Source organism: Streptomyces sp. NPDC048751 (assembly GCF_043198595.1).
GTDB lineage: Bacteria > Actinomycetota > Actinomycetes > Streptomycetales > Streptomycetaceae > Streptomyces.
This window is the reverse complement of record NZ_JBICUX010000011.1, coordinates 20081-34658: the sequence shown is the minus strand read 5'-3', so window position 1 is coordinate 34658 and position 14578 is coordinate 20081. Positions and strand designations below refer to the sequence as shown.

13 protein-coding genes are annotated in these 14578 nt (G+C 68.7%); 10 read left to right on the top strand and 3 right to left on the bottom strand.

Annotation, left to right across the window (positions count from 1 at the left end; translation table 11 throughout):
* Nucleotides 1-331 precede the first annotated feature (331 nt).
* The 7 genes from ACGFNV_RS31175 (at nucleotide 332) to ACGFNV_RS31145 (ending at nucleotide 8358) form a co-directional block, all read left to right on the top strand.
* A complete protein-coding gene (locus tag ACGFNV_RS31175; protein ID WP_393626961.1) occupies nucleotides 332-1384 on the top strand; it encodes an ABC transporter substrate-binding protein in 1053 nt (350 codons plus the stop codon).
* Between the two features lie 117 nt (nucleotides 1385-1501).
* Complete coding sequence (locus ACGFNV_RS31170) at nucleotides 1502-2335, top strand: siderophore-interacting protein (protein WP_393626959.1); 834 nt, start codon at nucleotides 1502-1504, stop codon at nucleotides 2333-2335.
* Nucleotides 2336-2398: 63 nt separating this feature from the next.
* Nucleotides 2399-3841, top strand: coding sequence for a lysine decarboxylase DesA (gene desA / locus ACGFNV_RS31165; protein WP_393626957.1), 1443 nt, complete (start codon nucleotides 2399-2401; stop codon nucleotides 3839-3841).
* Nucleotides 3825-5108: a lysine N(6)-hydroxylase/L-ornithine N(5)-oxygenase family protein gene (locus ACGFNV_RS31160; protein ID WP_393626955.1), complete on the top strand. Its 1284-nt coding sequence runs from the start codon at nucleotides 3825-3827 to the stop codon at nucleotides 5106-5108. Before desA ends, ACGFNV_RS31160 begins: the two co-directional genes overlap by 17 nt.
* Entirely contained in the window at nucleotides 5105-5635 is a 531-nt protein-coding gene (locus ACGFNV_RS31155) for a GNAT family N-acetyltransferase (protein ID WP_393626953.1), read from the top strand. Before ACGFNV_RS31160 ends, ACGFNV_RS31155 begins: the two co-directional genes overlap by 4 nt.
* Nucleotides 5632-7401 carry an IucA/IucC family protein gene (locus tag ACGFNV_RS31150; RefSeq protein WP_393626951.1) on the top strand — a complete coding sequence of 590 codons (1770 nt, stop codon included), beginning with the start codon at nucleotides 5632-5634 and terminating at the stop codon, nucleotides 7399-7401. The genes ACGFNV_RS31155 and ACGFNV_RS31150 overlap by 4 nt, the downstream gene beginning before the upstream one ends.
* Nucleotides 7402-7476: 75 nt before the next feature.
* A complete protein-coding gene (locus tag ACGFNV_RS31145) occupies nucleotides 7477-8358 on the top strand; it encodes a DUF4429 domain-containing protein (protein WP_393626950.1) in 882 nt (293 codons plus the stop codon).
* 55 nt (nucleotides 8359-8413) lie between these two features.
* Here the strand turns inward: ACGFNV_RS31145 and ACGFNV_RS31140 are convergent, their stop codons facing one another.
* Complete coding sequence (locus tag ACGFNV_RS31140) at nucleotides 8414-9976, bottom strand: fibronectin type III domain-containing protein (RefSeq protein WP_393626948.1); 1563 nt, start codon at nucleotides 9974-9976, stop codon at nucleotides 8414-8416.
* A 186-nt stretch (nucleotides 9977-10162) separates the two neighbouring features.
* Here ACGFNV_RS31140 and ACGFNV_RS31135 point away from each other — a divergent pair, with 186 nt between their 5' ends.
* Both ACGFNV_RS31135 and glmS read left to right on the top strand, forming a co-directional pair.
* Nucleotides 10163-10420 (top strand): hypothetical protein, encoded by a 258-nt coding sequence (locus ACGFNV_RS31135; RefSeq protein WP_352184416.1) that lies wholly within the window; start codon nucleotides 10163-10165, stop codon nucleotides 10418-10420.
* 24 nt (nucleotides 10421-10444) lie between these two features.
* Nucleotides 10445-12262, top strand: a complete 1818-nt coding sequence (gene glmS, locus ACGFNV_RS31130; RefSeq protein WP_393626945.1) for a glutamine--fructose-6-phosphate transaminase (isomerizing) — start codon at nucleotides 10445-10447, stop codon at nucleotides 12260-12262.
* 138 nt (nucleotides 12263-12400) lie between these two features.
* Here the strand turns inward: glmS and ACGFNV_RS31125 are convergent, their stop codons facing one another.
* Complete coding sequence (locus ACGFNV_RS31125; protein ID WP_393626943.1) at nucleotides 12401-12970, bottom strand: hypothetical protein; 570 nt, start codon at nucleotides 12968-12970, stop codon at nucleotides 12401-12403.
* 126 nt (nucleotides 12971-13096) lie between these two features.
* Complete coding sequence (locus tag ACGFNV_RS31120) at nucleotides 13097-13624, bottom strand: universal stress protein (protein ID WP_133926081.1); 528 nt, start codon at nucleotides 13622-13624, stop codon at nucleotides 13097-13099.
* Between the two features lie 322 nt (nucleotides 13625-13946).
* Between ACGFNV_RS31120 and ACGFNV_RS31115 the strand changes: the two genes are divergently transcribed.
* Entirely contained in the window at nucleotides 13947-14231 is a 285-nt protein-coding gene (locus ACGFNV_RS31115; RefSeq protein ID WP_393626941.1) for a hypothetical protein, read from the top strand.
* Nucleotides 14232-14578 lie beyond the last annotated feature (347 nt).

The window sequence follows — 14578 nt, the reverse complement described above, 5'->3', positions numbered from 1 at the left end:
TGCCCAGCGGCCGCGTTGCGCGAGTGCGATCGCACGTATCCCCCGTTTTCCTTACCCGATCTTCATATTTGCTGGACAGTAAAGAGCGCGAGGGTTCCAGATTCAAGGGTGGGGTTGATCACTTTTGGAGATCACGCGCCTGTGATGTCGCATCAACGAGCCTGCCGCGCACAGTGGTTGAGGCCGCCACGCAGAGCTGACGCACCCTCACACATCTCACGCCGCCGCGACCCCAAGGGCCCCCACCCCTGGACATAAAATGAGGTTAGGCTAACCTATCTTCGAACTTGTCCCGGCGGGTGCTCCGCCCCGTTCGAAAGCAGTCCTACCCATGCCCAACGCCCGTGCCACCCACCTCACTCGTCGCGGCATCCTCGCCGCGGGCGGTGCCGTCGGCCTCGGTGCCGTGCTCGCCGCCTGTGGTGACGACGACAAGAACAGCGGCGACGCGGACAAGGGCGGGGCGGCGGCCGCGAAGTCCGGCCCCTTCTCCTTCAAGGACGACCGCGGCCAGACCGTGAAGGCCGACAAGACCCCGTCGAGCATCGTCGCGTTCACGGGCGTCGCCGCCGCGCTGTACGACTACGGCGTCCAGGTCAAGGGCGTCTTCGGCCCGACGAAGACGACGTCCGGCAAGGCCGACGTCCAGGCCGGCGACATGGACATCAGCAAGGTGGAGATCCTCGGCAACGTCTGGGGCGAGTTCAACGTCGAGAAGTACGCCGGCCTCGCACCCGACCTCCTCGTCTCCACGATGTTCGACGACGCGGGCACGCTCTGGTACGTGCCGGAGGAGTCGAAGAAGAAGATCGAGGCCGTGGGCGCGCCGAGCATCGGCATCTCCGTCTACGACCGCCAGCTGACCGAGCCGCTGCAGCGCATGCTGGAGCTCGCCAAGTCCCTTGGCGCGGACGTGACGTCCGCCAAGGTGACGGACGCGAAGAAGCGGTTCGAGGACGCGGCCGCACGGCTGCGGGCCGCGACCAAGGCCAAGCCCGACATCAAGGTCCTCGCGGGGTCGGCGAGCCAGGAGCTGTTCTACGTCTCCGGGACCAACCTCTCCATCGACCTGGAGTACTTCAAGGCGCTCGGCGTGAACTTCGTGGAGCCGCCGGAGTCCGCGAAGAAGCAGGGTGGCGGCTGGTTCGAGTCGCTGAGCTGGGAGAACGTCGACAAGTACGGGGCGGACATCATCATGATGGACAACCGGACGTCGGCGATTCAGCCCGCTGACATCACGGAGGCGACGTGGAAGAAGTTGCCTGCGGTGAAGGCGGGGCAGGTCATCGCGCGTAATCCCGAGCCGATTCTGTCTTACGACAAGTGTGTGCCGCTTCTCACCGGCCTTGCGGAGGCCTTGGAGAAGGCGAAGAAGGTCAGCTGAGCAGTTTGGTTGGCTGCGGGTCCGTTGTGGCTGGTCGCGCCCACGCGGCGGAGCCGCAAATCGATACAGCCCCGCGCCCCTGGGTAGCTAGAGTTCCCCACGTTTCAGGAGTCCCCCATGACTACCGCCGTAGCCGCTCCTTTCCGGTTCTTCTCCCTGCAAGTTGTTCGGACTCGGCAGCTCGGGCCGTCTCTTGTTCGGGTGACCTTCGGTGGGGATGACCTTCAGTACTTCCTCTCCGACGGGCGTGACCAGTCGCTGTCTCTCTTCCTGCCGCACCCCGGGCAGAGCGAGCCGGCCGTGCCGTACGAGTTGGGGGACGGGTGGTGGCAGGCGTGGCGGGAGCTGCCGGACGACGTGCGGGCCGTGATGCGGTCGTACACGCTGCGTGCGCTGCGGCACGATCCCGACGAGATCGACATCGACTTCGTGCTGCACACCCCGGCCGGCCCCGCCTCGCGGTGGGCCGCGCAAGCGAGCGCCGGGGACCGGGTCGTGCTGCTCGGGCCCGCCATCGCCGACAACCGGGCCATCCGCTTCCGCCCCCCGCAGGACACCGATCTGGTGGTTCTCTGGGGTGACACCTCCGCCTTGCCCGCGATATCGGCGATCCTCGAATCCCTCCCCGCCGGGCAGCGCGTGCGCGCCTGGCTGGAGGTGCACGACGCCGGGGACATCCAGGACCTGCCGACCGAGGCGGACGCGGAGATCACCTGGCTGATCGAGGACGAGACCCGCGGCGAGGGATCCCCCATGGCCCTCGCCGCGCTCCGCGACGCCCAACTCCCGCCCGCCGAGCACCCGTACGTCTGGATCGCGGGCGAGTCCGGCTGTGTGAAGGCGCTGCGCCGGCACTTCGTCGGGGAGCGCGGGGTCGACCGGCGGCGGGTCACGTTCGTCGGGTACTGGCGGCAGGGCCTGACCGAGGAACAGCTGAGGGTGCAGGAGTGACACATGAATGGAACTTAGGTTAGGCTAACCTAAGTTCCGCTCCCCCACCGGAGGACTCCCCACATGCGCTCGCACCTGCTCAATGACACGACCGCGGAGCAGTACCGCCGCTCCGTGACCGAAGGAGTAGAGCGGGTGGCCGCCAAACTCGCCGCCACCGACCGTCCGTTCACCGGCGTCACGGTCGACGCTCTCGCTCCCCGCATCGAGCGGATCGACCTGGACCGGCCGCTGCACGACACCGCGGCCGTCCTGGACGAGTTGGAGGAGGTCTACCTCCGCGACGCGATCTACTTCCACCACCCCCGCTACCTCGCCCACTTGAACTGCCCGGTCGTCATCCCGGCCGTGCTCGGCGAGGCGGTCCTGTCCGCCGTCAACTCCTCCCTCGACACCTGGGACCAGTCGGCCGGCGGCACCCTCATCGAGCGCAAGCTCATCGACTGGACCGCCGAGCGCATCGGCCTCGGCCCGGCCGCCGACGGCGTGTTCACCTCCGGCGGCACCCAGTCCAACCTCCAGGCGCTGCTGCTCGCCCGCGAGGAGAGCAAGACGGACTCGCTCGCCGAACTGCGCGTCTTCGCCTCCGAGGTCAGCCACTTCAGCGTGAAGAAGTCCGCGAAACTGCTCGGCCTGGGCCAGGACTCCGTCGTGTCGATCCCCGTCGACCACGACAAGCGCATGCAGACCGTCGCACTCGCCCACGAGCTGGAGCGCTGCGCGAAGGACGGCCTGATCCCCATGGCCGTCGTCGCCACCGCCGGCACCACCGACTTCGGCTCCATCGACCCGCTGCCCGAGATCGCCGAGCTGTGCGAGCAGTTCGGCGCCTGGATGCACGTCGACGCCGCCTACGGCTGCGGACTGCTCGCCTCCCTGAAGTACCGCGGCCGCATCGACGGCATCGAGCGCGCCGACTCGGTCACCGTCGACTACCACAAGTCCTTCTTCCAGCCGGTGAGTTCGTCCGCCGTGCTGGTGCGGGACGCGGCCACGCTGCGGCACGCGACCTACCACGCCGAGTACCTGAACCCGCGCCGCATGGTGCAGGAACGTATCCCCAATCAGGTGGACAAGTCCCTGCAGACCACCCGCCGCTTCGACGCCCTCAAACTGTGGATGACGCTGCGCGTGATGGGCGCCGACGGCATCGGGCAGCTCTTCGACGAGGTGTGCGACCTCGCGGTGGAGGGCTGGCGGCTGCTGGCCGCCGACCCGCGCTTCGACGTGGTCGTCGAGCCGTCGCTGTCCACCCTCGTCTTCCGCTACATCCCGGCCGCCGTCACCGACCCCGCCGAGATCGACCGCGCCAACCTCCACGCCCGCAAGGCCCTGTTCGCCTCCGGTGACGCGGTCGTCGCGGGCACCAAGGTCGACGGCCGCCACTACCTGAAGTTCACCCTGCTCAACCCCGAGACGACGGCCGACGACATCGCCGCCGTCCTCGATCTGATCGCCGGCCACGCCGAGCAGTACCTGGGAGAGTCCCTTGACCGCGCTTCCTGAAGCCACGAACGCCGCCTATGACTTCGTGGGGATCGGGCTCGGGCCCTTCAACCTCGGCCTGGCCTGCCTGACCGAGCCCATCGCCGAACTCAACGGCGTCTTCCTGGAGTCGAAGCCCGACTTCGAGTGGCACGCGGGGATGTTCCTCGACGGCGCCCACCTCCAGACCCCGTTCATGTCGGACCTGGTCACCCTCGCCGACCCGACCTCGCCGTACTCCTTCCTGAACTACCTGAAGGAGAAGGGCCGGCTGTACTCGTTCTACATCCGCGAGAACTTCTACCCGCTGCGCGTGGAGTACGACGACTACTGCCGCTGGGCCGCGAACCAGCTGAGCAGCGTCCGCTTCTCCACGACGGTCACGGAGGTGACGTACGACGACGGGGACGGGCTGTACGCCGTGCGGACGGCGGCCGGTGAGGAGTTCCGCGCCCGCCACCTGGTCCTCGGCACCGGCACCCCGCCGTACGTTCCCGAGGCCTGCCAGGGCCTGGGCGGCGACTTCATCCACAACTCCCGCTACCTGGAGCACAGAGCGGAACTCCAGCGCAAGGAGTCGATCACGCTGGTCGGCAGCGGTCAGTCCGCCGCCGAGATCTACTACGACCTGCTCAGCGAGATCGACGTCCACGGCTACCGGCTGAACTGGGTCACGCGGTCCCCGCGCTTCTTCCCGCTGGAGTACACCAAGCTCACGCTGGAGATGACCTCCCCGGAGTACATCGACTACTTCCACGCGCTGCCCGAGCGGACCCGCCACCGCCTCACCACCGAGCAGAAGGGCCTGTTCAAGGGCATCGACGGGGATCTGATCAACGAGATCTTCGACCTGCTCTACCAGAAGAACCTCGGCGGCCCGGTGCCCACGCGTCTGCTGACCAACTCCTCGCTCAACGGGGTGACGTACGAGAACGGCACGTACACCCTGTCCCTGCGCCAGGAGGAGCAGGAGAAGGACTACGAGCTCTCCTCGCAGGGCCTGGTCCTCGCCACCGGCTACCGGTACGCCGAGCCCGAGTTCCTGGCCCCCGTCCGCGACCGGCTGCGCTACGACTCCCAGGGCCGGCACGACATCGCCCGCAACTACGCCATCGACGTCACGGGGCGCGGGATCTTCCTGCAGAACGCGGGTGTCCACACCCACAGCATCACCAGCCCCGACCTGGGCATGGGCGCGTACCGGAACGCGTACATCATCCGTGAGCTGCTCGGCACGGAGTACTACCCGGTCGAGAAGACCATCGCCTTCCAGGAGTTCGCGGTATGAACCTCTCGTTCCGTCCCCTCGATCCCGTCAAGGACGCCGAACTGCTGCACGGCTGGGTCACCCATCCCAAGGCGGCCTTCTGGATGATGCAGGACGCCGGGCTGGAGGACGTCGAGCGGGCGTACATGGAGATCGCCGCCGACGAGCACCACCACGCGCTGCTGGGCCTGCACGACGGCGAACCGGCCTTCCTGATGGAGCACTACGACCCCGCCCACCGCGAGCTGGTCGGCCTGTACGAGCCGCGGCCCGGCGACGTCGGCATGCACTTCCTGGTCGCGCCCACCGACCGGCCCGTGCACGGCTTCACCCGGGCCGTGATCACCGCCGTGATGGCGCACCTCTTCGACGACCCGGCGACCGCGCGTGTGGTCGTCGAGCCGGACGTGTCCAACAAGGCCGTCCACACCCTGAACGAAGCCGTCGGATTCGTGCCGGAGCGCGAGATCCAGAAGCCGGAGAAGAAGGCGTTGCTGAGTTTCTGCACGCGGGAACAGTTCGTCGCGGCGACGGGAGTGACCGCGTGACCCTCACCGACACCGTGGCCCACCTCTCCCCCGAGCGCTGGGAGAAGGCCAACCGCCTCCTCGTCCGCAAGGCTCTCGCCGAGTTCGCCCACGAGCGGCTGATCGCCCCCGAGCAGGACGGCGACCGGTACGTCGTGCGCAGCGACGACGGTCTGACGGCCTACCGCTTCACCGCCGCCCGCCGCGCCCTCGACCACTGGCAGGTGGACGCCGACTCGATCACCCGCACCCGCGACGGCGCCGAACTCCCCCTCGCCGCACTGGACTTCTTCATCGAGCTGAAGAAGACCCTGGGCCTGAGCGACGACATCCTGCCGGTCTACCTGGAGGAGATCTCCTCCACCCTCTCCGGCACCTGCTACAAGCTCACCAAACCGCAGATCCCGTCGGCGGAGCTCGCGAAGAGCGGCTTCCAGGCCATCGAGACCGGCATGACCGAGGGCCACCCCTGCTTCGTCGCCAACAACGGGCGGCTCGGCTTCGGCATCCACGAGTACCTGTCGTACGCCCCGGAGACCGCGAGCCCGGTCCGGCTGGTGTGGCTGGCCGCGCACCGCTCGCGGGCGGCCTTCACGGCGGGGGTGGGGATCGAGTACGAGTCCTTCGTGCGCGAGGAGCTGGGCGCGGAGACGGTCGAGCGGTTCGGGAAGCAGCTCACCGACCAGGGCCTCGACCCCGCCAACTACCTCCTCATCCCCGTCCACCCCTGGCAGTGGTGGAACAAGCTCACCGTCACCTTCGCCGCCGAGGTCGCCCGCCGGCACCTGGTCTGCCTGGGCGAGGGCGACGACGAGTACCTGGCGCAGCAGTCCATCCGGACGTTCTTCAACTCCTCGCACCCCGAGAAGCACTACGTGAAGACGGCCCTGTCCGTCCTCAACATGGGCTTCATGCGCGGCCTGTCGGCCGCGTACATGGAGGCGACCCCGGCGATCAACGACTGGCTGGCGCAGCTCATCGAGGGCGACCCGGTGCTGAAGTCGACGGGCCTGTCGATCATCCGGGAGCGGGCGGCGGTGGGCTACCGGCACCTGGAGTACGAGCAGGCGACGGACCGCTACTCGCCGTACCGCAAGATGCTCGCCGCCCTGTGGCGGGAGAGCCCGGCCCCCTCCCTCCGGGACGGCGAGTCCCTGGCCACCATGGCCTCCCTGGTCCACGTCGACCACGAGGGCGCCTCCTTCGCGGGCGCGCTGATCGAGCGGTCGGGGCTGACGCCGAGGGAGTGGCTGCGGCACTATCTGCGGGCGTACTACACCCCGCTGCTGCACAGCTTCTACGCCTACGACCTGGTCTTCATGCCGCACGGCGAGAACGTGATCCTCGTCCTGGAGGACGGGGTCGTGCGGCGCGCGATCTACAAGGACATCGCCGAGGAGATCGCGGTCATGGACCCGGACGCGGTGCTGCCGCCCGAGGTGCGGCGGATCCGGGTCGAGGTCCCCGAGGACAAGAAGCTCCTGTCGATCTTCACCGACGTCTTCGACTGCTTCTTCCGCTTCCTCGCCGCGAACCTCGCCACCGAGGGGATCCTGGAGGAGGACGACTTCTGGCGCACGGTCGCCGAGGTCACCCGCGAGTACCAGGCCTCGGCACCCGAACTCGCCGACAGGTTCCGCCAGTACGACATGTTCGCCCCCGAGTTCGCCCTGTCCTGCCTCAACCGCCTGCAGCTCCGCAACAACAAGCAGATGGTCGACCTCGCGGACCCGTCGGGCGCCCTCCAGCTCGTCGGCGACCTGGAGAACCCCATAGCGGGCCTGTGACTCCCCACAGTCGGACGGGCACCCCGGAGTACGGTCCTCCGGGGTGCCCGTCAGCTTTTTTGGAAGAATCCCCGCATGGCGGAAATCATCCAGAAGGACGGCACGTGGGCCTTCGACGGCGACGCGCTGCGGCTGACGCCCGGCCGGGACAAGAACGTGAGTCTGTTACGCAGGACACTGGGCGAACTGGTCGTCCCCTTAGGGGCGTTGGCGGGCGTGTCGTTCGAGCAGGGGAAGCGGGACGGGCGGTTGAGGCTGCGGCTGCGGGACGGCGCCGATCCGCTGCTGCAGGCGACCGGCGGCAGGCTCACCGAGCCGCACGATCCGTACCAGTTGGTCGTCGAGTCCGACCGCTACGGCGTCGCCGAGTACGTCGTGGACGAGGTGCGCAACGCGCTGCTGCTCGACGAGGTGCCGTCGGACCCGGTCACCGCGTACCTGCTGCCGGGCCCGTCGGTGCCCCTGTCGGTGTCCGCCGGGGACGGCACCGCGAGCTTCGACGGTGAGCACGTACGGCTGGAGTGGAACTGGAAGACGGAGGACGCCAAGGCCGCCGCAGGCGCCCGTACGCTCGCCGTCGCCGACATCGAGGCCGTGGAGTGGCATCCGGCGGCCGGCCTGGAGAACGGCTGGCTGCGCTTCACCGTGCGCAACGCGTCCACCAAGGCCCCGCCCAAGTACGACCCCAACTCCGTGGACCTGTGGGGTTTCAAGAAGGACCCGCTGATGGCCCTGGTCGCGGCCGCCGTCCAGGCCCGCCTCCCGCACCCGGCCGGCGCGGGCGCCTCGGACGTACGGAGGGAGGAGCCCGCGTCCGTCCCGCGGCAGCCTGCTGCCGGGGACGACCACGACACGCTGCTGCGGCGGCTGCGCGAGCTGGGTGAGCTGCGCCGCGAGGGTGTGCTCACCGAAGAGGAGTTCACCATGGCCAAACAGGCGGTCCTCAAGCGCATGTAGTGCGGGTGAGGACCGCCTGCCGTGGGTGCGCCCCGCCTTCCGGGCGCACCTGCCGCTACTTGGCCGTGCGGGCCACCGTGAAGTGGTCGACCTGCTCGCCGCTCTCGGCGATGCCGCGCACCGTCAGGGTGGTGGTGCGGCCCCGGGGCGCCGGGCAGACGTCGACGCGCAGGAAGGAGTAGTCGAGGTAGCGCACGCGCGACCAGGCGACCGTCTCGTTCTGCTTGCCGTCCTTGGTGTTGATGAAGGAGGCCACGGACTCGACCTCGTTCTCATGGCCCTCGTAGGAGAGCGGGGCGGTGAAGGAGTACAGGCTGCGGCCGGCCGCGCCCGCCGTCACGTACACCACGCCGTCCTTCTCGGGGTACGCCGTACCGCCGATCGGGAGCTTCTTGGCGACCGCGCCCCCCTTGATGACGTCGGTGCGCTCGTACTGGTGGTTGTGACCGTTGATCACCAGGTCGACCGTGTACTTCTCGAACAGCGGCACCCACTCCTGGCGCACGCCCCCCTCCGAGGCGTGCGCGGTGGAGGTGCAGAAGGCGCAGTGGTGGAAGAAGATCACGACGAAGTCGACGTCCTTGGACGCGCGGAACTTCTTCAGCTGGGCTTCCAGCCACTTGGTCTGGGTGCCGCCCGAGATGCCGAGGTTGGCCGGGATCTCGAAGGAGATGTCGTTGGCGTCGAGCGAGATGACCGCCGTGTTGCCGTAGACGAAGGAGTAGACACCCGGGAGGTTCTTGGCGTCGGGGCCGTTGTCCGGGAGGGTCCAGCGGGCCTCCTCGCCGCCGTAGCCGTTGGGCGAGTACCAGGCCTCCATGTCGTGGTTGCCGTAGGCCGGCATCCACGGGACGGACTTGGCGACGGACTCGGTCTGGGCGAGGAACTGGTCCCAGATCCGCGAGTCGAAACCGGTGTCGGAGGTCTTGCCCGAGCCGGACGGGTCGGCGTAGGCGATGTCGCCGGCGTGCAGGTGGAAGGCCGGGTTCTGGCCGAGCAGCAGGCTGTTGTTGGCCAGGCCGTGGTAGCTGACGCCCTCGTCGCCGAAGGCCGTGAAGGTGAACGGCGCCTTGTGGGCGGGGGCGGTGGTGAAGGTGCCCAGCGTGCCCAGCAGGTGCGGGGCGGCCGGGTCGAAGCCGGCGTGGCCGACGCCGTAGTAGTACGTCTTGCCGGGCTTGAGGTGGGTGAGCTTGGCGTGCAGGTAGTACTGGGTGTGGTTGCCGCTCGCGCCGACCCCGGCCGGGGTGAACAGCGTGCGCACCTCGGCTTCGATCTTGCGGGAGAGGTCCCAGGGGTGGGCGCCGATCCGGATGAAGGGCTTCTGCACCGCGACCGGGACCTGCCAGGAGACGGTGATCTCCGTGCGCGGGTCGTTGCCGTAGGCGAGGTGGCGGCCGAAGGGGGCGACGAGGGAGCCGTCGACCGTCTCGGTGCTCGGGGTGGTCCGCGTCGGGACGGCGGCCTGGGCCGTGGCACCCGGTACGAACGCGCCACCGGCGACGGCGCCCAGGGTGACCGCGCCACCGCGGATCATCGTGCGTCGGGAGAATCTGCTGCGCAGGTACTCGTGCTGCTCGGCCATGCTCATGCGCTCGGCGAGCTGCTCGGGTACGCCCATGCGAGGAGTGTCCATGGCGTCTGAAACTCGTCCCCTCCGGCGACGAATCACAGGACGCCGGATGGACGGCCGACGAACAGGTCCTCATATCAGATTCAACGTTCCCCCAAAGATCCCCAACAGACGTCTGCCCGAAATCGGGCAGGATTCTTGCGTAACCGGCTTCGGTGCCTCAAGATCTAGCGGGTGCACGACGAACTTGTTGATCATCTGACGCGTTCCACGCCCCTGAACCGGGGCGAGGCGCTGCGGGTGATTCAGGACGTGCTCGCCTACTTCGACGAGACGACCGAGGAATACGTCCGTCGCCGCCACCGCGAGCTCCAGGCCCAGGGCCTGGTCAACGCGACGATCTTCGACCGGATCGAGGCGGACCTGAAATACCGAGCGGTGGCGCCGCCCGAGCTCACGCTCAGGCAACTGCGACGCATCGTCTACGGGTGAACGAGAGCTTGGGGACACCTATATATGTGCGGAATTGTCGGATACATCGGGAAGCGTGACGTCGCCCCGCTGCTCCTCGAGGGGCTGCAGCGGCTGGAGTACCGCGGCTACGACTCCGCGGGCGTCGTCGTCAACACCCCGGCCAACGGCCGCCTGAAGATGGTCAAGGCCAAGGGCCGGGTCCGTGACCTGGAGGCCAAGGTCCCGGCGCGCTTCAAGGGCACCACCGGCATCGCCCACACCCGCTGGGCCACCCACGGCGCCCCGTCCGACGTGAACGCCCACCCGCACCTGGACGCCGAGGGCAAGGTCGCCGTCGTCCACAACGGCATCATCGACAACGCCTCCGACCTGCGCAGGAAGCTGGAGGCGGACGGCGTCGAGTTCCTCTCGGAGACCGACACCGAGGTCCTCACCCACCTCATCGCCCGCGCCCAGGCCGAGAAGCTCGAGGACAAGGTCCGCGAGACCCTGCGGGTCGTCGAGGGCACGTACGGCATCGCCGTCATGCACGCCGACTTCCCGGACCGGATCGTGGTGGCCCGCAACGGCTCCCCGGTCGTCCTCGGCATCGGCGAGAAGGAGATGTTCGTCGCCTCGGACATCGCCGCGCTGGTCGCCCACACCCGGCAGATAGTCACGCTGGACGACGGCGAGATGGCCACCCTCAAGGCCGACGACTTCCGTACGTACACCACCGAGGGCACCCGTACGACCGCCGAGCCCACCACCGTCGAGTGGGAGGCCGCCTCCTACGACATGGGCGGCCACGACACGTACATGCACAAGGAGATCTTCGAGCAGGCCGACGCCGTGGACCGCGTGCTGCGCGGCCGCATCGACGACCGCTTCTCCACCGTGCACCTCGGCGGCCTCAACCTGGACGCCCGCGAGGCGCGCCAGATCCGCCGCGTGAAGATCCTCGGCTGCGGCACCTCGTACCACGCGGGCATGATCGGCGCCCAGATGATCGAGGAGCTCGCCCGCATCCCCGCGGACGCCGAGCCGGCCTCCGAGTTCCGCTACCGCAACGCGGTCGTCGACCCCGACACCCTGTACATCGCCGTCTCCCAGTCCGGTGAGACGTACGACGTCCTCGCCGCCGTCCAGGAGCTGAAGCGCAAGGGCGCGCGGGTCCTCGGCGTGGTGAACGTCGTCGGCTCGGCGATCGCCCGCGAGGCCGACGGCGGCATCTACGTGCACGCCGGTCCCGAGGTCTGCGTGGTGTCCACCAAGTGCTTCACCAACACCACGGTCGCCTTCGCACTGCTCGCCCTGCACCTGGGCCGCACCCGTGACCTCTCGGTCCGTGACGGCAAGCGGATCATCGAGGGTCTGCGCAAGCTGCCCGGCCAGATCTCCGAGATCCTCCAGCAGGAGGAGGAGGTCCAGAAGCTGGCGGAGCAGTACGCCGACGCCCGCTCGATGCTCTTCATCGGCCGCGTCCGGGGCTACCCGGTGGCGCGTGAGGCCTCCCTGAAGCTCAAGGAGGTCTCCTACATCCACGCCGAGGCCTACCCGGCCTCCGAGCTCAAGCACGGCCCGCTGGCCCTCATCGAGCCGGCCCTGCCGACGGTCGCGATCGTCCCCGACGACGACCTGCTGGAGAAGAACCGCGCGGCCCTGGAGGAGATCAAGGCACGCAGCGGCCAGATCCTCGCCGTCGCCCACCAGGACCAGCCCAAGGCCGACCACACGATCCTCGTCCCCAAGAACGAGGACGAGCTCGACCCCATCCTCATGGGCATCCCCCTCCAGCTCCTCGCCTACCACACGGCGAAGGCCCTGGGCCGGGACATCGACAAGCCGAGGAACCTGGCGAAGTCGGTCACGGTCGAGTAGTCGCCTTTTGGGGGCGCGAGAAACCCCCACGCGTCCGCAGAGGCAGGACAACAGAACGGACCCCCACGTGGTGCCACGACCACGGGGGGTCCGCTCGTGCGCCGGGGGAGCCCAACCCCCCGGCCTCGGCTGCCGCCATCAGCCCGTGGCCGTCACACCCCGGCCGGGAGCAGCCCGCCGCTGAAGAACCGTCGGCCAGTGAGCCCGCGCGGCGGTCGCCGCGTACCAGGCCACCGCCCCCGCCGCGACGGCGAACCAGCCGGCGACCTCGGCGAGAGCGGAGCTGTCCGCGAAGACCGCCACGGCGAGCAGCACCAGCGAGACGAAGAGCAGCCCGTGGACGCCCTGCCCGAGCTGGTCCCCGCCCGCGAGGGTGAGGGAGAGCGCCACCAGGGCGAACAGCAGCAGGAAGAGCCCCGCGGCGTTGCCCGAGCCGCGCGCGCCGTCGGTGACCGCCCAGGTGAACCACATCGCGCCGAGTACGGCGAACGCCGTGCCGTTGGCGGGGTCGCGCTCGCGCAGTGCCAGCAGGCCGGCGACGAAGAGCGCAACGCCGCCCACGTAGTGGGCCACTGATACGGCGTCAGCCGCCGTCACGCCGTCGATGAGAGCGGTGTGGCCGAGTCCGAAAGCCAACAGGGTGATGCCCAGGGCGAGTCGGCCGGCGATGGTGGTGGTGGTGTTTCCCGCGGAGACGTCGTTGTCCACGGCGGGCTCCCTTCGTGCAGGTGCAGTGGTGCGGTGAGCGATATATGCCCTTCACAAGGGCACAATCAACCTCCGCACGGGAGATTTGTGCTGCACACAAGGGAGTTGACCGGCGCGGAGCGGCGGTCAGGGGATCACGACGACGGGCCGTTGCGCGCGCTTGGCGAGGCGGCCGGCGACGGAGCCGAAGAGGCGGCCCACGATGCCGTGCGTGGAGCCCACGACGATCGCGTCGGCCTCGTACTCCCGCCCCACCTCTTCGAGTTCGTGGCAGATGTCACCGCCGCGCTCCACGAGGATCCACGGCACCTCGGCGAGATAGTCCGCGCAGGCGAGCTCGAGGCCGAGGACCTCGGTGCGGTGATCGGGGACGTCCACGAAGACGGGCGGCTCGCAGCCGGCCCACACCGTCGTCGGCAGCCGGTTGGCGACGTGGACGATGATCAGGCCCGAGCCGGAGCGGTGGGCCATGCCGATCGCGTACGCGAGGGCGCGCTCGCTGGAGGTGGAGCCGTCGAAGCCGACGACCACGCCGTGCTTGAAGGCGGGATCGCAGGAATGGCGTGGCTCTTCCGCCGCCAGGGGATCGGCCGCCGTGGGATCGGCGACCGGCCGCTTGCGGTCCGCGGGTTCGAAGAATTCGTGACCGGCCATGGCTGTCTCGGCGTTGTGATCCTTATTGGGTGGGACGACAGTGTGCGGCGGAGCTGTGTCCGGGAATCATCTTCCCAACCCCTTACCCCCAAGGGTACGGCGCCAAGCCTGAACGGCCCAGCTCTCGGCTCAGCTCTCGACCCACTGTGCGCGGGGTTCCAGGGAGCATGCACGAGGGGGCGCCCGTAACGCAATGGTTGCTGCCTCGTACAGCCGGTTCGCACAGGATTCACTCACCGAGCGCTCACAGGACCGTCGCGGCAGTGACCGACCGATCGAACACGCGTTGAACCTCGTGAACCGCCATCGCTGGGAGCCCGTCATGCCCTCACCCCGCTCGACCTCCGAGGGTCACCCGACCGAGGACACCGTGACCGACGTCATCCGCTGGGCCGCCTTCAGCTGTGTCATCGTCCCGGTGGTCCTGCTCGGGTACGGCGCCTCCCTCGCCGGCACGGCGGGCACCGCGCTCGGCCTCGCCGCCGTAACCGCGGTCTGCCGGTTCCTGCTGCGCCGCTCCGAGCGCAATCGGGGCCGCGCGCGGAAGGCCGGAACCGACTCCCACAGGGGCGGGCGTCACACTGGGGGAAACACACCGGTCGGCTGACCGGTTTTCACGCACGCAACCGCATCTTTTCAGCCAACTTCTGGCGGGTGTGCATCCCTTGCCGTAACCACCCCCCACCCCCCGTTTGACCTGCATGGAAAGGGTCTCCGGGACCATGTGCACCCTACGTGGATTGGCCACTGCGACAAGGCGCACTTCCCTGCACGCCCCACGAGTGCAACGCTTCGTGATCGAATGCTTCACGCCAAGTTGCCATGTCGACAATGTGCCGGGTATCCAACCCGGCCGCGGCGGCACGAGGCACAACGGCACCCAGTAGATTTGATCTTGACTGTCTTACGGCGGGGGACTCGTGCAGGACCGAGGGGAAACGTGCAGGAGCGACA